A 19832-nucleotide genomic window follows, 5' to 3' on the forward strand; every position below is an offset into this window, starting at 1 on the left:
ATATCCCGTGGCCGTCCCGTGCGCCCACGGCGACAATGGTCCGATGATGACAGCCGACACCGCGCCGACGCCCGTCGTCCTCGGCATAGACGACCTCCGGCCACTCCCCGGGGTCACCCGGATCGCCCGCACGAGCGGCGAGGGCATCCTGCTCCTGGAGGAGCACCGCGACGGCTTCATCGACGAGCTGTGGCTCGACCACGACCTCGGCGGCGACGACACCATCATGCCGGTGGTGGCCCTCCTGGAGGAGGCCGCCTTCGACGGGCGGCCCTTCCGGATCGGCACGGTCTTCGTCCACAGCGCCAACCCCGTCGGTGCCGCGACCGTCGTCCGGTCGCTCGCGCGGTGGGGCTACCGCGTCCAGCGGACGACGGCCCAGGGCCGGGCCGACCAGTGACCGCTGACCACTGACCACTGACCAAAGAACAAATACCAGTGCGAGGCTGTCGCGTCCGACGCCCCTCCCCCGCGAGGTGCGTCGGACGCGAACCGGCGCCGTCACTCGTGGCGCAGGGTCTCCGGGCGCATCAGCCGAAGGAGCTGCGGCAGCCCGAGGACGGTCGTCAGGAGGACCGCACCCGCCGAGATCGCAGTCAGGGCCAGCAGCGAGCCCCAGTCCGCGCTCAACGGGACGCCCGCCGAGTACTGCAGCACCGCGCCGGTCAGCAGGCCGCCGACGGCCGCCAGCACCAGGCCCAGGGCCATCGGGACCAGTGTCTGCCACAGCACCGACAGGCCCAGGACGCGGCGCCGGGTGCCGACGGCGTTCAGGACGCCGAGCACGCGGCGCTGTTCGCGGAACCGCTCCAGCTGGCCGACCAGGAGGCTGAGGGAGACCAGGAGGAGGGTGACGGCCGATCCGGCGGTCAGCAGGCGCTTGACGGCGAGGTAGGTGGAGTCGGGTGCGGGGTCGAGCGGGAACTCGGCGCGGGCCTGCGGGTCGATCGCCATCACGGCGGTGATCAGCTGTTCCTCCGGGTCCGCCAGGCCGTCGGCGAGCGACACCAGGACGGTCGCCGGCTGTCCGCACAGCGCCTCGGCCGGGACGGCGGCGGGGGTGAGGAGCAGCAGGCCGGACCCGATCCGTCCGTTGGGGTCGGCGTCCGCGACGGCCGGGACGGTCGCGGTCACGGCGGGCAGCGGGAAGGTGACCGGGTCGCCGGTGCCGCGGGAGTAGGCCGCGCGGACGGTCGTCCCGGGCCGGACCGGTTCGGCGTCCGGCTGCCCGGCCGAACCCTGGACCGCGAAGGCGTCGCCGTCCGCGCAGTCGGGCAGGGTCGCGAAGCCGCGCAGCACCGTGCAGGAGGCGATCCGGACCGCGGGCAGCTGCCAGGACTTGGCCGTGTCGCTCTCGACGTAGAACTGGGTGTAGGCGGCGGTGGCCTGGATACCGGCGCTGTGCGCCAGTCGGTCGGCGAGGGCGTCGGCGGTGGGCGCTCCGCCGGGGAAGGTCACCGACTGCCGGTAGGGCCCGGTGGCGGGCAGCGGCCGGGCGCGGTCCTCGTACTGGGTGCTGATGCCGAGGAAGAGGGTCTGCAGGGCGATGGCTCCGGCGATCGCCACCACGACGCCGCTGACCGCCGCGGCGGCGGGTCCGGGGCTCATCCGCAGGCGGCGGGTGGCCAGTTGCCAGGACAGGCCGCCGCCACCGGCCCGCCGGGTGACCGCCTCCACCAGCCACGGCAGCAGGGTGCAGAGGCCGATCAGCACCAGCAGCACGCCGACCGCGACGAGCAGCGAACCGCTCGTTCCCCGCGCCGGGCCGACGAGCGCGAGGGCGAACACCGTCAGGGCCAGGCCGGCCAGCGGCAGCATCAGCCGCCAGCCGATCCGGCGCCGCCCGGGGGTGGATCGGCGGACCGTGCCGAGCGGGTCGAGGGCCGCCCGGCGCATCGCGAGCAGGGTGACGCCGATGCCCAGGAGCGGCACGACGACGGCGATCGCGGCGGCGACGGCGGGCTGGGGTGCGACGTCCTCGGGGTAGAAGCTGAACCCGGCGAGGCGGATGTGTCCGACGAGCTGTCGGCCGAGCAGGAAGAGCGCCGCCCCCGCCGCCAGGCCCAGCACCGCGCCCACCAGGGATTCCCCGGCGGCGATCCGGGCGGTCGTGCGGAGGTCCGCGCCGCCCAGGCGCAGCGCGGCGAGCCGGCGGTCGCGCCGTTCGCCGCCGAAGCGCGCGGCAGCGGCGAGGAAGACGCCGACCGGGGCCAGCATCACCGTCAGGCCGACGGCGTTGAGCAGGACCAGCTTCGGGTCCATGGGCTTGGGCGGGGAGAAGTGGCCGTACTCGGTGATGCGGAGGGCGCCGGTGTCCACCGAGAGGTGGTCGCCGCCGAGCACGTAGCCGGCCTGGCCGGGACCGAGCAGCCCGGCCGGGCCGATGGTGCCGGTGACGGGGTAGGGCAGGCGGTCGCGCAGCAGGTGGTTGGCGGGGTCCTTGAGCAGGTCCGCCAGGGCGGGCGAGACGGCCATCTCGCCGGGCTTCGGGTAGGCGGCGAGCCCGGGCGGGAGCGCGGCGTTGGGGCCCTCGGGCTGGACGATGCGGCCGCGCACGGGCGTGCCGTGGAAGGTGGTGTCGGCGACGGCGACGAGGACGGTCCGGTCGCCGGGGGCGGGCAGGTCCTCGTCCCGGAAGGTGTCGTTCTGCGTGTACAGGCGCTGGTCGCGGTGGTGCACGATGCCGGGGAAGGAGGCGGTGAAGAGCAGCAGGGCCACGCCCAGGCCGACGCCGCAGGCGGTGAGCAGCAGGCGGCCCCAGCCGTCCCGTCCGCTGGTGAGGGCCAGTCGGGCGCCGAGGGCGAGGTGGTCCAGGAGGGGCGAGCGCACTCGCGGGTCGGCGGCGCTCACCGGGTGGTGACCAGGTCGCGGGTGCGGCCGTCGCGGACGACGATCTCGCGGTCGGCGTAGGCGGCGACCCGCACCTCGTGGGTGACCAGGACGACGGCCGCGCCGCTCTCGCGGGCGGCGCGGGTGAGCAGCTTCATGACGCGTTCGCCGTTGAGGGAGTCGAGGGCGCCGGTGGGCTCGTCGGCGAAGACCGCCTTGGGGCCGGTGATCAGGGCCCGGGCGGCTCCCACCCGCTGGCCCTGGCCGCCGGAGACCTCGCCGGGGAGCTTGGCGGCGAGGTCGGCCACCTCCAGGCGTTCGAGCCATTCGGCGGCCCGGGCCTCGGCGGCCTTGCGGCGCAGCCCGTTCAGGCGCAGCGGCAGGGCGACGTTCTCCAGGCAGGAGAGTTCGGGGACGAGCTGGCCGAACTGGAAGAGGAAGCCGAACTCGGTGCGCCGCAGGGCGCTGAGTTCGGCGTCGGTGGCGGCGGTGAGGTCGCGGCCCTGGTAGGTGATGGTGCCCCGGTCGGGGCGGGTGATGCCGGCGAGGCAGTGGAGGAGGGTGGACTTGCCGGAGCCGGAGGGGCCCATGACGGCGACGAGTTCGCCGGCGGCGACGGTGAGCGAGGCGCCGTCGAGGGCCGGGGTGGGGCCGAAGGCCTTGTGGAGGTCCTGGGCGTGGAGGAGGGGCTGGGCGGTGGTCAACGCGGGGTCTCCGTCAGGCGGGCGGTGAGGTCGTCGAGGCGGGCGGCGGTGAGTTCCAGCCAGCGCAGGTCGGCTTCGAGGTGGAACAGGGCGTGGTCGCAGATCAGTTCGTCGGCGAGGTCGCCGGCGAGTTTGCGGCGGGTCAGTTCGCGCATGGTGCGCAGGTGTTCGGCCCGCTGGGCGTCGAGGACGTCGGCGGCCGAGCGGCCGGTGAGGATCGCGAGGACGACCTTGTGGTAGAGGGTGCTCTGCAGGTAGGGCTGGGGGTCCTCGGCCTGGCCGAGCCAGCCGGCGAGGTCGGTGACGCCCGCGTCGGTGATGGCGTACCGCTTGCGTTCCGGGCCGCCCTCCGACTCCGTGCCCTCCACGACGACCAGGCCGTTCTTCAGCAGCCGGGAGAGCGTCGCGTACACCTGCCCGTAGTGCAGGGCGCGGTCGCGGCCGAAGTGCTCGTCGTAGAGGCGTTTGATGTCGTATCCGTGCCGGGGCTGGGCTTCCAGGAGCCCGAGGAGCATCTGTCCGAGTGCCATGATCAAGGACTATACACACCGTGTATAAACACTATGTATAGCCAGGCGCGAAGCCACGGAGCCCCCGCCGGGGCGCCGTCGCCCGGCCATCGGCCGGCCCGAGGCCCCTTGACCCACGTCGACCAATACGGCTGGGAGAAGGGCTTCTACCTGACGGTCGGCGACCTCTTCGACCCGTTCGACTTCGGCGGAAGCCGGGAAGTGATCACGGGACCGCCCCAGGTCGAGGCCTGACACGCCACATCGGCAACCCCCGGCCCGGGGCGGGCATCCTCTGCGCGCCCCTGGCCGGGGCCCTTCCGGCGCAGGACCGGATCTACGATCAACAGGCCGCCAGGAGCGGCCACACCCGCTCTCGACCAGAGGCACCATGTCAAAAGAGATTGTCACCGTCTGCCTTCCCCCCACCCCGCCCGAGCAGGTCGAGCAGGCGCTCGCCGCCGCGATGGCCCCGTTCGATTACGACCTCACCCCCGAACCGGGTGGCCCCGGCTGGCAGGGCGAGTGGGACTACTGGAGTATCCGCGGCGGCTTCGCGGACGACGAAGGATTCCTGGTCCGGCCCGGACACGAGACCGACCCCCGGCTGATCTTCGAACACACCAGGCCGGACGGAACCGCCCGGACACAGGCCCCGTCGACCTGGGACGGCGGCCCGCGCGGCCTGCTCGACTTCGACGCGGCCAGGGCACCCGTCACCGCGAAGGCCGCCGCCGACTGGCGGACCTGGCAGCAGTTCGCCGACGCCTACCCGACCGGCCGCCCCTTCGCGGCCTTCGCCGAGCGGGCCCGCCATGAACCGGACACCTACCCCATGGAACGCGCCCGCGAGGACTTCCTCGCCCAACCGGTGATCGGCGCCGCCAACACCTCCGCCACCGTCTGCGGCACCTTCCCGCGCTACGTCGACCCGATTGCCTACTTCCACGGCACGGAAGAACAGTTCACCCGCCGCCGGAGCGCGGCCGTCATCCCGACTCCCAGCCTGCTCACCCTCGACGGACGCTGGATCAACGGGGACGTCCGGAACTGGGGCGAGAAGCACGGACTCACCGGCGACTACTACGAGTTCGCCGACCAGCACCTGGAGAACCTGCCGGACGACTGCCTCGTCGTCCGGGTCTGGTACCACTGCTGACCGGCGATGTCCCCGGCCGGAACGGCCCCGAGATCAAGCGGTGCGGGCGCTGGGAGCGGTAGTGGCCGCCTCGCGGTGGCGGGTCAGGACGAGGTGAGCGAGTTCGGGGGCGGTGCCGAGAGTGGGGGCCAGGTGGTCGGCGGTGGCGATGCGACCGGGGAGGAGGCCCAGGGCGATGAGGTCGCCGCGGGAGATGTCGATGTCGTCGACGAGCCGGACCGTCACCGGCTGCGGGGCCCAGACGATGTCGGTGGCCACGCCGAGTGCGTCGATCGCGGCGACCGTGCTGGTGCGGCCCGAGGGCAGGACGGTGACCGGGTCGCCGGCCCGCAGCACGTCGGAGGCCAACTGCCCGGCGTAGGCCGCCACACAACCCCGAGAAGTACGACCCGGCCCATCACCCGTCCCGCCCGCAGGACCCGCCCGACCCGCCACACGACCGCACCAACACAGCGACGGAACATCAAAAAAGGCCGCTTCCACCTTTCGGTGAAAGCGGCCTCCGACCTGCGACCCCTTGACCCCCAGGGGTTCAACTATAGTCGGCAGCCGAGACCTCAAGGACTTGACTTTCTTGCATCTCAACTGCACTGAAAAAAGGAAAGTTGAGAGTCATCATGAAGATCCACGGTCGAGGGCTCGAACCCGCTCGATGCCCAACCGGGTTCAAGTTCGCACATAGATGTCTGTTATCGCCCACGGGCGCTCATAGGCGCTCATCAGTCGTGGTCCCAAACTGGTCCCCAAATGGCCCCCATGGGCCCCGGTCACTGCGGGTGACGACAATCTGTCGACCCTTCAGCAGGGCCCGCCTGTGGGTTCCGCATCGGCCTGTCCGCCGGAGTCGTTCTGGCCAGCGGGTTTCGCGGTTGTCCCACCGAGGTGTCCACCAGTTTTCCTCCGGCCATGTCCACTTCCTCTGCTGCCGCCGGCTGCGGTGTTGCCCGGGCTGGGCACGGGGACGTGCTGAGCTGCTGGTGCAGCTCGGGGTGGTGGCGGTGGCGGGGCTGCCGATTCTGCGGCTGCCCCGGGTGGTCAGCTGAGCTGAGACGCGGGTGGTCGGCCAGGAGCTGAGCGGGACCGGCCGCGCCCGGTACGGCAGCAGGGCTCGGGCCGCGCGTCGCGGTCCGAGCCCTGCCCCGTGCGGTGCCGCGCTGCGACGGCGGTGCGTCAGCCCTGTACGATGTCGCCGCCCGCCTGCCCGGCGCCCTCAGCCGTTCCTGCCTTCTCGCGCATCTTGCGCACCAGCTCCGCCTTCTGGTCGGCTGCACCCTGGCGGTCGAGGTTGCGGTGCGGACCGTTGTTCTGCCGTTCGGCGCGGGACTGCCTCTTGCGCTGGCCGCCGCCCATGCCCACGGGGTTGTTGATGTTCTTGCTCACGGTCGTGGGTTCTCCCGGTGGTGAAGTGAAGTGCTCTACGGGTTCATCGGTGGGGGACGGGCGGCGACGTCGAAGGACGTCAGCAGGGGCCCATCACGCGCTCACTCGTCATTCGGGGTCTGGAAGAACATGGCAAAGACGTTACCCGGTTCCGTCGGCCCTGAACACCAACCTTTTCGCCGCCCCCGCGTCGGCCGGGCCTTCGGCGAGCGCCCGGGGCCGGCCGGTTCCTTCGGAATCCCGGCACCGCCAGCACCCCCCAGCACCCGCCGGTCGTCGCCCGCCCGCCCTGTCCAGATCGGCGTTGCCGAGCCGCCGGGGCACTGCCAGTGGTCGCGAGCACACTGATGGCATGAGAGGTCATCTCACTTGCGTCCCGCCGTTGCGGGACAACCCTTGGCTCGGGCAGCGGCGATTCACCTGCCGATTCCCGTTCCCGTGTCCTTTGGGCCACGCGGTGGAAATCGCCCATGGGGAGAGGGCACGGAATCTGGGATCCCACACCGCCCGCCGGCCGGCCGGGACACCCTTCGCTGCCACTCACCAGCCCGGGCGGATCAAGGTCGACTACCCACTGGATACGGTTGGTGATCTTCCGGGCAGTATGTCGTCTTGAGCGTGTCCTCACCGGCTGATTCTGATGTGCCTCGCGCACCGCCCCGCATGCTCTGCCGCCACGCCCGGCCGAACGGCAAGCCTTGGACCAGGGTCACCGCGTTCAGGAAGGAGAAGCACATGGGACAGCGTGCGCAGCGTGGTCGGGTGTACCGGCGGTGTGGGTGCCGGGACAAGGGCGGGCGGTAGTTGGGTGCGTGGTGTGTGCGGTTGCTGGAGGATACGGAGCACGGGTCGTGGACGTACTTGGTCGACCTGGCGCCGCAGGACGGCCGACGTCGTACCCGGCGACGTGATGGGTTCGCGACGGAGGTCGAAGCCGCGCAGGAGTTGGCGGCGGTGCTGGAGGGCGAGCTGAACGGGGCGTACGAGGAGCGCCGTACCACTGTGACGGACTGCCTGCGGGAATGGCTGGCCACGCCGAAGGAGGAGCTCACCGTGAAAACGTACGCCGGCTACAAGGCCTACGTGGAGAGGAACCTGATCCCCGCGTTCGGGCGCTGCCGACTGCTGGACCTGCGGCCGAAGCAGATCAAGGACTGGGTGGCCGCGCAGCGCAAGGCCGGGCGGGGCAGGGCCACGCCGTACCGGGTCGTCTCGACGCTGCGCAACGCGCTGAACCACGCGGTGCGGTCATGGCGGCTGAAGTTCAACCCGGCCGAGCACTGCGTGCCGCCCAAGCCCCGCGCCGAGGAGCGGACCTGCTGGACGCCGAAGGAGGCGGCGGCATTCCTGCGGCACAACGCGGAGCAGTACGCGGACCAGCCGGCCGACCTGTTCGAGGTCCTGCTCGGTACCGGTATGCGCCGCGACGAGGTCCTGGCCTTGCACTGGTCGGACGTCCACCTCATGGACCGCAAGCTGTTCGTCCGCCGGACCCTGTCCGCCGTGGACAACGGCGACCTCCACTTCAACCAGCCCAAGACCGAGGCCAGCCGCGCCTGGATCAGCCTCTCCCCCAGGGTCATGATCGCCCTCCACCACCAGGCCGACCTCCAGATGGCCGCCCACCCCGAGAGCCGGCTGGAGGGCCTGGTCTTCGCCCACGCGGACGGATCGCCCCTGCGGCCCCAGTTGGTCCTCGACCAGCTCCGCAAGCGCACCGCCGAACTCGGCCTCCCCCGGATCGGCCTGCACGACCTGCGACACGCTGCCGCCAGCATCATGATCGCTGCCGGCGCCCCCTCGCCGGTCCGGCGAAGCTGCACCGGACCGGCATCCAGGAGGCGGGAGTCTCCATTCCGCACCTGAACCCCGCCCCCACCGGATGTGCCAACCGTGAGCCGGGGAATTCCCGCCACTCTGTCCGGGCCCGCCGGTGCCCTCGCCGTGCAGCCGGTACGTAGGTCGCGTGACCGGCGGACTCGGGCGAGGAGGGACTTCCCGTGATAGATCTCAGTGGCTACGAACTGGTATGGCCCACCGTTTCCGCTGCGCCGCAAGGATGCGGAAGCGCTGCGAGCTGCGCGGCAGCCCCGTGGACGGGCGCCGGCAGGTGGGAGATGTGGTCACCACAGGATGAGCACGGCGCCGGCTGCGCCGGCGACTCCGCCTGTGCCGTTGGCGCCGTTCCGGCCGGGGCCACCGGCCTGCGGGGCGCCGCCGTTGACGTTGAGCGTACCGCCGTCGCCTCCGTTGCTGCCTACGCCGCCCCCGGGTTCGCCCGCCCCCCAGGCTCGTCCGTGCCCATGCGGTTACCCCCTGGCAACGCTCCAGGTCAGGACTACCTGGTTGTGTTAAGTCATTGGCATCAGTTGATGGGACGTCAGAAGCTGAAACCAGTGACAGGATGCCTACCCCACCGAGAGATGGATGGGCGCCTCTCGCCTTGCCGCTTCTGACATCGCCTCCTCTCTCCACTCCCACCGGCCCACGGCATTGGTGGCGCGCTACTGGGGATACGGCGACTGGGCATGGATCGGCGATGCGATAATCCACTGATACGCAGTCAGACTCCACGGGTCCGCGGACTGGTGGACCATAGACCTTGAGGAGCACTGAGGTGGCGCTGCCCGCCGTTCTGCGGAACCTACGCCTTCCCGTCATCGGGTCGCCCATGTACATCGTGAGCGGTCCGGAGCTGGTTGCGGCGCAGTGCAAGGCCGGGATCGTGGGGGCGTTCCCCGCGCTCAACGCCAGGCCCGCCGACCAGTTGGACGTCTGGCTGACGCGGTTGAAAGGCGAACTGGCGGACTACCAGGCCGAACATCCCAACTCGGTGGTCGGCCCATTCGCCGTGAACCACGTCATGCACCCGTCGAACGACCGGTTCGAGCGGGACATCGAGGTGTGCGTGAAACACGAGGTCCCCCTCGTGCTGTCGAGCCTGAGCGCCCCACCCCCCGTGCTGCTCGACAGCATCCACGACTACGGGGGTGTGGTGTTCCATGACGTGACGAACATCCGGCACGCGCGGAAGGCCGCCGACGCCGGAGTGGACGGACTGATCCTGGTGGCCGCCGGGGCGGGCGGGCACGGGGGCACCCTGTCTCCTTTCGCCCTGCTCAGCGAGGTACGCGCATTCTTCGACGGGACCATCGTGCTCGCCGGAGGCATAGCGACGGGCGAGGCGATCCTGGCAGCTCAGACCCTGGGTGCCGACCTGGCCTACATCGGCTCCCGGTTCCTGGCCGCGCGGGAGGCCAACACCGACGACGACTACCGGCGAACCGTCATCGACTCCACGGCGGCGGACATCGTCTACACCGACCTGTTTACCGGGGTGCCCGGCAACTACCTGCGGAAGTCCATCGTGGATGCCGGGTTCGATCCGGACAACCTGTCCCCGTCAACAGGCGACAGGATGGCTTTCGGCGAGAAGGACCCGCTCGTCATGCCGTGGCGCGACATCCTCGGCTCCGGCCAGGGCATCGGCCTCGTGCGGGAAGTGACATCCGTACGGGAGATCGTGGATCGCTGGCTTGCCGAGTACACGGCCACCTGGGAACGAATGGCATTCTGACGGCGCCGGGACGGACGCCCGAGCCGCCGCCCATTGAGGGCGCGCCTGCCTGCGCGTCGGGACGTCCAGCACGCCGAGGCTCGCGAGGGCGGAGCTCCCTTTCGTGATTCGGTAGTCGGACAGGCCGTGGCATGGCATGACCGGCGCGTCCGTGATCGATTGTTCAGGAGACTCGCCTGCCATGCGCCGCCGCCGGCCTCGGGGCCGCAGCCTTCACCATGGCGGTCCTGCTGCGCCTGCCGTGCCGGGAGTGCGGTCGATGCCGAGAGTCCGGCCGTGTCGGCTCTCGGAGTGCGGCAGGTCCGGGGCGGCCGGGTGCGGCCGTACCCGGCCCTGCCGAGGTGGGCGGGGGTCAGGTGTCGGTGCTCTGGGCGAGGGCTTCGGCCTGTTCCTGGAGGGGCCGGCGCAGGAGCCTGCCGATGCTGTTGCGGGGGGAGCTGCCTCGGCGTCACCTCAGCCGAGGTGTCCGCCGCCGACCCGGAGGTCATCGCCGTAGGACCGCTGCGAGAGCCTGCGGGCCGCGCCCGGGGACAGGCTCAGGCCGTAGCCGAGGGCGGCCACGGCAGGGGCGAGGAGTTCGACGGGAAGTGAGCCGTGCCGTTCGACGACCAGCCGCGGGCGGCCGTCGTCGTCCGTGCCGTCGGTCTTGTGGAACGTCAGGACGGTGGTGGACATCGGGGCGTGGGAGGGGTGGCTGCGCCGCGCGGCGTCCTCGTCGGGGTTTTCCAGGAAAGTGATGCCCGGTTCGCTGTCGAACTCGGCCTTGAGCGCGTCGGCGCGCCAGTGCACCGGTTCGCCACGGGCGCCGGTCAGCTTCCGGGAGCGGTTGGCGGAGGTGATGGAGAGGAGGTCCTCCCCCGTGGCGGCGAGCGCCCGGGTGAGGAAGGCGTTGGAGGGGCAGGCGTATCCGGGAGCGATGACCTGGGTCGTGCGGACCCCTGCGTCGGTGTGGGTGAGGTGGTCGGGGACACCGCTGCCGGGGCGCTGCCGTCAGGGCGGCAGGATGATGCTGTGTCAACGTCGGTGTCCTGCCTATGCTCTACGATCCGCCCGAGTGGATCTCGACGTATCGCGGTGCGCAAGTGCCGTGGCAGGACAGGGGTTGGGACGTTGTCGCCAGTGGACGTGGTGCGGGAGTCGGCCGGGGCCGGGCGCGTCGTGTTCTTCGAGGAGTCGGCACGCGACGGTGCTCAGGCCAAGACCCTGATGAGCGCCGGCTTCCGGGTCCGGCTGGCCCGGGAGCATCCGCGATCTGCAGAGGCACAGTGACGGACGTGCGGCTGGCACTGAGCGCGGTGCGGGGTGCGGCGCGGGGTGCGGCGCACGCACAGGTCATGGTGATCGTCGCCGCCTCCGAGGCGACCGCCCGCACCCTGGTGCACAGCAAAGCCCGCGAGGCCCTGCGCCAGGGCCTGGACGTGGTCAAGGAGGCGGTGGGTCTGGCGGACAACACAGCGGTGGACGTGTGCCTGGTGGACGCTCCCCGGGCGGACCACGGTCTGGTGGCCGAGTACGCCGGGGCCATGACGGCCCAGGGGGCGGGGACGATCGTGCTGGCCGACACGGTCGGCGATCTGCTGCCCGGTCAGACCCGGGACCTGTTCCAGCGGGTCGCCGCCGGCGCCGGGCCCGAGGCGGCGGCCACGGTCTGCCGGAGCGACGACGCCGGAGCGTCCGGCAACTGCCCGCACAGCCCGTCCACGGACTCCGCATGAAGGGCACCCGCCGCCCGGATCAGGGTCCGGCGCAGCAGTTCGGCCGCGCGGTGGGCGAGTTCGGGGTCGCGGCAGGTGAGAACGGCCTGGAGCGAGTCGGGGCCGTCGCCGTGGGAGAGGAGGGCGAGGACGCGGCTCTTGCTGGGGGTGTGTTCGCAGAGGAAGTCGCTCGGTGAGGCGGCGAGTTGGCGCTCGGGCATGCGGGGAACTCCGGTTCAGTAGTAGGCATTCCGCAGGCACACGGCGCGGAGAAGGGTGGAGTTCCGCTGGTGGGCGCGCTGCTGACACGCCTCCGGACGGGGAGAAGAAATCGGCCGAGGCTGGTTCCGCCGATGCTGTCGGCGGTCCGGACCTGGTCGTGCCGGACACCGTACCCGACGGCAGTACGCGTGTCCGCTTCGAGAGCTGGATCGGTCCCGTCTGTTGAACCGTAGACGGGCCTGTTGACTTGGTTGTCCGACCGCTGGAGCAAGATGGGTCCTGACGCGTCGCCTCGGAGTAGGGAAGCAAAGAATGGCCACCGATGAGACCCGGCTGCCTGTGGAGTTCCTGGCCACTGTCGCGGCCGGTGCCGACCCCGGGTCCGCGGCGGCCCGGATGGCAGCCGAACAGGCCCGTGGCGTGGCCGACAGCCAACAGGGCGGACCTCTCCTCGCGGCGTTGCTCACCAAGCCTTACCGGGATTCGGCACCGTCCTGGCTGCTGGAGGCGGCCGTGGCGAACGGGCTGCGGCAGACCGAGACCGAGTACGAGTACCTCGGCGACTCGACCTCGCTGGTGGTCCTCGCGCTCGTCCACCCCGACTGCGACCCGGCCTTGCGGGCCGACGCCTTGCGCCGCTGCTCCGACCGCCGGCTCGGATCCCTCGGTGCCGCCGCCCGACCTGCCGATCTCTGTGCGGCCGTCATCGACGAACTGCGCAGGCGGGTTCCCCAGCCGCCGCACATGACGCCCGAACTGCTCAAGGAACCAACGCCCGCACAGGTGGTCCTGCGGACGGAACGCCTCCACGACGACGTGTTCGAGACCGCCGTCGCGCTCCTTCCCGACGGTCCCGACCACAGGCGGCTGGAGGACGAGGATTCCGGTGTCTGGTCCAAGCGGATCAGGGCGGCGTTCCACGCGTGGGGCCGCATGTGGTCGGCCGTGCTCGAACAGCACCCCGACCGCCACTCTCAGATCATCGCCATGACCGCCGACAACACGTCGAACCAAGTCATCCGTGACCAGCTGCTCGGCAGTGTCCCGTGGACGGTCGAGCCGAAGCTCCTCCGGCAGATCGCGCTGGAGGACCTCTCCCGGTTCGGCGCCGCCATGCTCGCCACCCGGATCTGTGGCTTCCTCCAGAACGGATCGTCGAAGGAGGAGGCACGGCAGCACTTCGCCGCCGAGCTCTCCGCTTTGGAGGAGACCGACCGAAAGGACATCGAGTTCCTGCACCTACGGGACGACGGCTTCGAGTCCGACTGGGGCACCGACTCCGCCGTCTCCTGGGTGAGCCACGCGGCCGACGGACCGTGGCGCCTCATCCTGAACCCCGCCGAGGCCAAGCCCGCCTACGGCGATCCCCACCCCTGGCGAAGCCATGCGGACGAACTCACCGACCTGGCAAGCCACTTCGCCACAACCGCCGTGCAGGCCCTCCAGACCTGGAAACCGAACGACCTCTACGGAATCAGCAGGGCCACGGACCTGCGCTGGATCCACGCCATGCTGGTCCACCTGCCCGACCTCACACCGGCCGTCGAAGCGACCGTCCGGCTGGTGATCCGCGACGCCCGCCGCGGCCGGTCCGGCCCCCAGTCCTACGACTACAAGTCCCAGGAAGATCGCAGGCGGTTCGACGAACTCCTGGACGCGATCACGCGGATCGTCACCGACCCCGCCCCGCAGCCACCCGCGACCCGTCGCACGGCCCTCGGCGATCCCGAGGAAGTGACGGTGCGGAGCCTGTCCGCCGCCTCTGCGGAGGTACTCGACGCCTACCTCGATCGGCATGCCGGTGACGACGACCTCGTGGAGAAGGCGCTGCTGTCCCTCGCCTTGCACGGCCACCGCGGCAAACCGGCATTCGCCTCGGTCCTCGCCCGCCACTCCGACCCGCGCCACGCCGTCCACACGCTCACCCGGGAGCTTCGCCACAGGCTCGGCGGCAACCCCGCCAACCGCGAGGCATGGGCCCGGGAGATCCTCGCCCTGCCCGACTGCCCCAGCGAGACCGTCCTCGCCCTGCCCGCCTGGACCGCACTCAAAGCACGCGGGCACCGCTACGACAGCACGCATCCCACCGTGCTCGCCCTGGTCGAAGCCGCGCTCGGAGACGACCACCAGGCCTGGCAGCGATTCGCCGACAGCCCGATCGGCAACTCCGGACCCAGCGCCTGGCTCCGCCTCGGAGACATCCTCACGGCCGCCACAGATGGGACGGCATGGCCGAAGCCGCCCACCTCCCGCTGACGACTCCGGCGGTCCCGAATCGGGCCGGCTCGTACAATCGCACGAGCCGGCCCGCAGGCCACCAAGATTCCCGACGCGATCGCCAAGCCGAACCTGCCCAGCGGCAGCTCGGTGGTCGTTTCCTACAGCCGCCTGCTCGAATCCGCCCACCGAGTCGGACCGCCGATCAGGCCGTCAACGCCCTCGTCCGAGCACTCGATCAAGCCCAGGCAGGCCGGCTCCGGGCCGTCCGCCGTGGCGACGACGACCCGCCACTCGCGACATAGCCGGCTGACAGTCACCCGGCCTGCCGAGCCGGCTCTGGGGACGGTTCGGGAACTCCTTCATGCCGGAAACCGGCTGGCACGTCCTGCGCAGCCGTGCGGGGAAGGGACCGGATACCGTGCCGAGCCCAGAGTGCCCCGCTGGCTTTCCTCTCCGGTTGCCGCCGCCGCGGGCTGGGGCATCGACCCGCTGGCCGCGTGGGCGGCGGCGGTCATCGCCACCTACCTGGGCACGGTCGACTGGCCGGCCGGCACGGTGGCACTGCTCGTCCCGCATCCCACCGGCGAGCACCCTCACAGCAGGAGCCACCAACGCCATGCCCTGCGCCGCGACACAGCCGTCGCCGCCCGTCCTGGGCCTCGCCCTCGTCCGACTCTTCGCGATCTCGTGGGGCTCGCCGTGACCCACCGCCCGCGCCGGCGGGAGAGCGCCGCCCGGGAGCGGACTCGGGCGGAGTCCGGTCGACCGGCGCCTACATCTCAAGGGACTTCGCGGCGTCACGGATGACGTCGAGGACGAAGTCCGGGTGCGAGAGCATGGGCACGTGGCTGCTGTCGACGGCGTAGGTCTTGGCGCCCATGCGCTCGGCGGCGGCCCGCTCCAGGTCCGGGTTCACCGTCCGGTCGTTGTTCGCGACGATGCACCAACTCGGCTTGTTGCGCCAGGCGGTGCCCGGCACCTGCTGGTCGAACAGGTCGGGGACCGGCACGGCACCCACGGCCCGGACGAGCTTCTGCTCGGCCGGCGGCAGATCGCCGCAGAAATCGCCGGTACCCGACTCCTTGAGCCAGATCCGGCCGTCGGAGATGTCGATGTGATCGAACACGGGCGTACGAGGGAACTTGTTCTGCTCGTCCTGCGAGGTCTCGTCCTCGTCCGGGCCGAGCGCGGCGATGTAGACCAGTGCGCCCACGCGGTCGTGAACCCCGGCCTTGGTGATCAGGGTCCCGCCGTAGGAGTGACCGACGAGCACGACCGGGCCGGGCACGTGGTTGATGGAGCGGGTGACGCACGCGACGTCGCTTTCGAGCGAGTCGAGGCCGTGCTGCGAGCTGGAGACCGCATGTCCCTCGGACTGGAGCACGGGGATGAGTTTGTTGAAGCACGACCCGTCGGCCCAGAGTCCGTGGGCGAAGACGATGCTGGCCTTGCTTGCCATGGATTCCTCGTTTCGTCGTCATCGAGCCATGATGATCCGGACACGCTGAGTGGTCACTTTATGACTCATCGCAGTTGGCCGCGACTGCTGGTCCTTCCGCCTCCGTCCGCAGGTTCGGACTGCCGTGGTCACCATGGAACCGGGCCGAACGGACACGAGGGAGACGCTGCACCGCTTCACGCCGGTGGCGGGCAGGATCCTCCTGGCGGCGAGCGTGCGCCGCAACCACTGGCGGGACGTCCCGCTCCACCCGACCGGGCGCGGCATCACCGCGCGGCCCATGGGCAGGTCGACAGCAACCCGAACTCCACGCTCACCGGTCCAAGTCGCCGCCGTCGACCGCCTCCCGGAGCACGACCCGTCAGGGACGGCGGAGCTGTCCTCCACCATCGACCCCACCGCTGCCGCCGTCGCCACGGCCGAAGTCACCCCCGACGCTTCCGGTCACGACACCGTCCACGTCGTCCAGGAAGCCGACAACATCGAAGCCCTCCCCCATGAGACCCCCACCCCGCCCTCGGCCTCATCGACGCCGGCGCCACACCGTACGAAGCCGTCACCGGCCTCGTACGCCATGCCCTACGCATCACCGACGGCCCCCTGCCCGACCCCGCCGCCCTGCGCGAACAGCTCGACGACCTGTACGACAACCTCAGCGACGCCGAGGACTGGGACGACGAACAGGCCGAGGAAGACCAGCGGCGCGCAGCTCGCGAAGCCTGGTCGGCCGGGGCGTGGCCGTGTCCTGGCGGTCGGGCTGGGTGGTTCCGGGCACGCGGCACCGTTGAGCGTCATCGGTGGGCGGGCCGGGCGCGGCGGGATGGTGCTGCGGGTGGCTTGTCGGCGCTGGCAGGGCGTTCCGCGACGGCCTGGCTGATGGTGGCGGTCTCCCGTTGCTCGCTACCCTGGTCTGAGGCGCCATCAGGCTGGCCGCCGCGGAACAAAATGGAAGGGGAGGCAGGCCGTGGGCATGTGGACGCAGGACATCCGGGAACGGGTGGCGAAGCCGTGGATCTGGTTCGTGGCGACCACCGGGGCGGACGGCGCCCCGCACGTCACCCCGATGTGGATCGACCTGGAGGGTGAGCGGGTGTTCTTCAACACCTCCATCGGCCGGGTCAAGGAGCGCAACCTGCGCCACGACCCCCGCGTCTGTCTCTCCGGCTCCGACCCGGCCGATCCGTACGACCGCATCCAGATCCACGGCCGGGCCGTCGAGTTCGTGACCGGTGAGCAGGCCGACCGGCAGATGGACCGCCTCGCCCGCAAGTACCTCGGCGTCGAGGAGTACGGCTGGCGCATCCCGGGCGAGCGACGGGTCACCGTGTTCGTCGAACCCACCCGCATCCGCCGGGTCGTCGGAGTCGAACCGCTGCCCGCTGCCGCCCGGCACATCGACTGATCTCGCCGCCGAGCCGTCCGGGTGGGAACGGGCCGCGCAGGCCGCCGCGTGGTTGTCCCGGATCTCCCTGAGCGAGCGAGGCCGGGTGCGGCTCACACCGCCCCGGTCCACGGCGGGGCCGAGGCGGTGGCGCGATTCGGATCACCCCGGCCCGGACGGCGCCCAGGGGTGGTGAGAGCGGCGCGGTGGCGTGCGCGCTGCCGGCGTGCGTACTCGTCAGCAGCCGTCATCAACCGTCCCCCGGTCCTGTGCGGCGACGAGGACTTCGGCGAGATCCCTCACCCCTCCCCCACCCTCACCGGGCAGCTCGCCGGCTGAACCCGAGAACCCCGGATGCTCTGATGAGGATCGTTTTCCGAGATCCTCATCAGTGTCTGTTTCGGGTGCGGGCCGTATCTGCCGATCGGCAGATACGGCCCGACGATCGTGTGCCTGTCTGCCGACGGTGCTGCTACCAGGTGATCAGGGCGTAGGCCGGGCCCCCCGCCGTGGTGGCTCCGGGGATGCCGCCTCCGGTGCCACCGGTCCTGCTGGCCGGCACGGACCGGTCGGGGTAGGCGGCGAGGACCCCGTCGAGGCGCATCTCGCGCACGGTGGTGGCGGTGTCGTCGATCACCGTGAGCGCGCCGCGGAGCTGCTCGCAGAGGTCCATCGGCTCCGGGCCGGCGTCCTTGACGGCCACCAGCGCGGCCTGGAGGTCCTGAACGACGGCGGCGAGTCGTTCGCCGGGCTTCGGCCCGGTGCGGCGCGTCTTGCTGCGCTTCGGCGTCGCGGCCGGCACCTTGCCGCTCATCGGTGCTCTCCTTCGTGCTGCGGTCCGGCCGGGGCCCGGGGTCGTGTAGGTCCACCAGGCGCTGCGGGGGCCGGCGAACAGCGCGGCGTGCCCGCGCCTTGCGGGGCAGGGCACGGGCTGCCCGTCGCGGAACACCCGGCCGTGCTGCTCCTCGTCGAAGCGGTGTTCGGAACGTGGCGCTGCTGTGGCCTGGCGCTCAGCGAGTGGATGTGTGGTGTGGGTCGCGGTCAGCTGTCGTCGTCGCCGTCGGCGGGGGGCTCGGGCGTGTCGTAGTCGTCGGGGTGGCCGTCGTGGTCATCGGAGTGGCCGTGGTCATCGGGGTGGCCGTGGTCGCCAGGGTGGCCGTGGTCGCCAGGGTGGCCGGGGTGGCAGTAGCAGTGCGGCTTCGCGGTGTCGTCGGCGGTGGTGCTGACCCCGGCGGCGACGTTGTCGGCGGTCAGGACGAGTGGGCCGAAGACACGGTTGTCGGGGAGGAGGTAGCCGGCCGGGGCTCGGGTCTCTTCCCAGTAGTAGGTGCCGACGGGAACGTTGCGGGTGCAGGTGCCGTCCGTGCCGGTCACGCAGGGCTCGCCGACGCGGGTGTCGGGATTGGTACCGGTGGTCTGGAGTCCGGGAGTGCCGTTGGTCTCCTCCCAGAGCTGGAAGGTGGCACCCGCGAGGGGGGCTTGGGTGTCGGCGTCCTGCTTGAGGACCGTCACGTTGCCGGTGACGACGGCGCAGGGCACCCAGGTGAGGGTGGCCTCGCCGTTGCCCAGGCGGGCTCCGGTGACGAACACGGCGTTCGCGGGGCCGCTGCTGGATCCTCCGCCGCCGCCCGCGCCGCTGTTGTAGGCGGTGGGGGACGCGGCCCCGCCGCCGCCCCCGGTGGCCCCCGCGCCTCCGCCGCCGCCCGCGCCACCGTGGGGGTCGAGGATGCTGTTCCCGCCGGCGCCTCCGACCGGTCCGACGGCCGGACTGCCGTTCTGGCCGTTGGGGTCGGTGTGGGGTGCGTTGATGCCGCCCTGCCCACCCTCGCCGCCGGGCCGGCCGGGCTTGCCTTCGTCGTCTCCCGGGAGCCCCTGGCCCGGCTCGCCCGCCTGGCCGGCGTCTCCGCCGCCGATGGCGGTGGAGAAGAACGACGCGCCGCCTCCGCCGCCTCCGCCTGCCACGACCAGAGGTGTCGTACCGGTGCCGACCGTGGTCCGGCCCCCGCCTCCGCCGGCGGCGATGCCGGCGATCTGGCCGTCCGCGATGTAGGCGCCGCCCTGGCCGCCTCCGTTGTAGCCGCCCTGGGTGTGCTCCGGATCGCTGTAGTCTCCGGGGTGCCCGGCGCCGCCCACGTTCACCGTGAGGACTTCTCCCGGTGCCACGTCGACCACCGCCGACACCTCCGCCCCCCGGCCACTCGGGACGCCGTACTGGCCCTCCCCTCCGGCGGCCCCGAACGCGTCGACACTCACCGAGCACACGCCTTCCGGGACCGTGACCTGTTCAGGCGCCCCGGTGAAGGTGAATGTGGAGCTCTGCGAAATCCGCCGCGCAGCGGGGTCCGTGCCCGCCAGGGCGGGAGCCGGGAACACGGCCATTGTGGTCAGCCCGGCGACCAACGCCCGTCCCGCGAATGAAAGGTAATGTCTCATAACGGAAGAATCGAACACGGGGGGCGGGCGGCGCGCGATGGGCATCCACCAGGTAGCCGAACAATGCACTCGGCAGGGGTGAGCCCCCGGACTGCCCAGCCGTCAGGTCACACACCGTTCCGGGCGGCGCACCCGCGGGAGCCGATTGATCGTCGGTTTCACAGGCCGATGCGCCGCCGGTGGCCGTCGCCGCCGAGGCCGTACATCGCACGCCCCGTCGCCTTCGGTGGCCTCACCGGACAAGGCCCCCATCGCGTCGGCGCAG

Annotated in this window: 16 protein-coding genes and 2 pseudogenes; 9 read left to right on the top strand and 9 right to left on the bottom strand. The window is 71.5% G+C overall.

From position 1 onward, the window contains the following. Nucleotides 1-43 precede the first annotated feature (43 nt). Entirely contained in the window at nt 44-400 is a 357-nt protein-coding gene (locus ACFRAR_RS04145) for a cyclic-phosphate processing receiver domain-containing protein (RefSeq protein ID WP_380694550.1), read from the top strand. A gap of 101 nt (nt 401-501) precedes the next feature. Here ACFRAR_RS04145 and ACFRAR_RS04150 read toward each other — a convergent pair whose 3' ends face one another. From ACFRAR_RS04150 to ACFRAR_RS04160, 3 genes are read right to left on the bottom strand one after another with little or no spacing between them, the layout of a single operon-like run. Next, nucleotides 502-2850, bottom strand: coding sequence for an FtsX-like permease family protein (locus ACFRAR_RS04150; protein ID WP_380694552.1), 2349 nt, complete (start codon nt 2848-2850; stop codon nt 502-504). Beyond that, nucleotides 2847-3533, bottom strand: coding sequence for an ABC transporter ATP-binding protein (locus tag ACFRAR_RS04155; RefSeq protein ID WP_380694554.1), 687 nt, complete (start codon nt 3531-3533; stop codon nt 2847-2849). The genes ACFRAR_RS04150 and ACFRAR_RS04155 overlap by 4 nt, the downstream gene beginning before the upstream one ends. Further along, nucleotides 3530-4063 (bottom strand): PadR family transcriptional regulator, encoded by a 534-nt coding sequence (locus ACFRAR_RS04160; RefSeq protein ID WP_380694556.1) that lies wholly within the window; start codon nt 4061-4063, stop codon nt 3530-3532. Before ACFRAR_RS04160 ends, ACFRAR_RS04155 begins: the two co-directional genes overlap by 4 nt. A 108-nt stretch (nt 4064-4171) precedes the next feature. On the opposite strand from ACFRAR_RS04160, the gene ACFRAR_RS04165 reads away from it, so the two are divergent. Continuing rightward, nucleotides 4172-4297 carry a hypothetical protein gene (locus tag ACFRAR_RS04165; RefSeq protein ID WP_380694558.1) on the top strand — a complete coding sequence of 42 codons (126 nt, stop codon included), beginning with the start codon at nt 4172-4174 and terminating at the stop codon, nt 4295-4297. A gap of 136 nt (nt 4298-4433) precedes the next feature. Then, nucleotides 4434-5201, top strand: coding sequence for a hypothetical protein (locus ACFRAR_RS04170; protein ID WP_380694560.1), 768 nt, complete (start codon nt 4434-4436; stop codon nt 5199-5201). A gap of 171 nt (nt 5202-5372) precedes the next feature. On the opposite strand, the pseudogene ACFRAR_RS04175 reads toward ACFRAR_RS04170, so the two are convergent. Further along, nucleotides 5373-5561: pseudogene (locus tag ACFRAR_RS04175) on the bottom strand (hypothetical protein); the annotation flags it as partial. Between the two features lie 810 nt (nt 5562-6371). After that, complete coding sequence (locus ACFRAR_RS04180; protein ID WP_380423863.1) at nt 6372-6581, bottom strand: DUF6243 family protein; 210 nt, start codon at nt 6579-6581, stop codon at nt 6372-6374. Between the two features lie 825 nt (nt 6582-7406). On the opposite strand from ACFRAR_RS04180, the gene xerC reads away from it, so the two are divergent. Further along, nucleotides 7407-8447, top strand: a complete 1041-nt coding sequence (gene xerC, locus ACFRAR_RS04185; RefSeq protein WP_380694562.1) for a tyrosine recombinase XerC — start codon at nt 7407-7409, stop codon at nt 8445-8447. A gap of 751 nt (nt 8448-9198) precedes the next feature. Then, complete coding sequence (locus ACFRAR_RS04190; protein ID WP_380694564.1) at nt 9199-10158, top strand: NAD(P)H-dependent flavin oxidoreductase; 960 nt, start codon at nt 9199-9201, stop codon at nt 10156-10158. Between the two features lie 453 nt (nt 10159-10611). Here ACFRAR_RS04190 and ACFRAR_RS04195 read toward each other — a convergent pair whose 3' ends face one another. Continuing rightward, nucleotides 10612-10947, bottom strand: a complete 336-nt coding sequence (locus tag ACFRAR_RS04195; RefSeq protein WP_380694566.1) for a hypothetical protein — start codon at nt 10945-10947, stop codon at nt 10612-10614. Between the two features lie 245 nt (nt 10948-11192). Here ACFRAR_RS04195 and ACFRAR_RS04200 point away from each other — a divergent pair, with 245 nt between their 5' ends. Both ACFRAR_RS04200 and ACFRAR_RS04205 read left to right on the top strand, forming a co-directional pair. Further along, complete coding sequence (locus ACFRAR_RS04200; RefSeq protein WP_380694568.1) at nt 11193-11873, top strand: hypothetical protein; 681 nt, start codon at nt 11193-11195, stop codon at nt 11871-11873. Nucleotides 11874-12386: 513 nt separating this feature from the next. Next, the gene (locus tag ACFRAR_RS04205) at nt 12387-14330 is read left to right on the top strand and encodes a hypothetical protein (protein ID WP_380694570.1); all 1944 of its coding nucleotides are present in this window, start codon (nt 12387-12389) and stop codon (nt 14328-14330) included. A 736-nt stretch (nt 14331-15066) separates the two neighbouring features. On the opposite strand, the gene ACFRAR_RS04210 is transcribed toward ACFRAR_RS04205, so the two are convergent. Continuing rightward, nucleotides 15067-15753, bottom strand: coding sequence for an alpha/beta fold hydrolase (locus tag ACFRAR_RS04210; protein WP_380694572.1), 687 nt, complete (start codon nt 15751-15753; stop codon nt 15067-15069). Nucleotides 15754-15886: 133 nt separating this feature from the next. On the opposite strand from ACFRAR_RS04210, the pseudogene ACFRAR_RS04215 reads away from it, so the two are divergent. Both ACFRAR_RS04215 and ACFRAR_RS04220 read left to right on the top strand, forming a co-directional pair. Continuing rightward, nucleotides 15887-16039: pseudogene (locus tag ACFRAR_RS04215) on the top strand (DUF5996 family protein); the annotation flags it as partial. Between the two features lie 684 nt (nt 16040-16723). After that, nucleotides 16724-17155, top strand: a complete 432-nt coding sequence (locus tag ACFRAR_RS04220; RefSeq protein WP_380694725.1) for a PPOX class F420-dependent oxidoreductase — start codon at nt 16724-16726, stop codon at nt 17153-17155. Nucleotides 17156-17606: 451 nt separating this feature from the next. On the opposite strand, the gene ACFRAR_RS04225 is transcribed toward ACFRAR_RS04220, so the two are convergent. Both ACFRAR_RS04225 and ACFRAR_RS04230 read right to left on the bottom strand, forming a co-directional pair. Further along, on the bottom strand, nt 17607-17948 hold the full coding sequence (locus tag ACFRAR_RS04225; RefSeq protein ID WP_380694574.1) for a hypothetical protein: 342 nt from the start codon (nt 17946-17948) through the stop codon (nt 17607-17609). 227 nt (nt 17949-18175) lie between these two features. Further along, nucleotides 18176-19387, bottom strand: coding sequence for a prealbumin-like fold domain-containing protein (locus tag ACFRAR_RS04230; protein WP_380694576.1), 1212 nt, complete (start codon nt 19385-19387; stop codon nt 18176-18178). Between the last annotated feature and the right edge of the window lie 445 nt (nt 19388-19832).

This window comes from Kitasatospora sp. NPDC056651 (assembly GCF_042792155.1).
Classification (GTDB): Bacteria; Actinomycetota; Actinomycetes; order Streptomycetales; family Streptomycetaceae; genus Kitasatospora.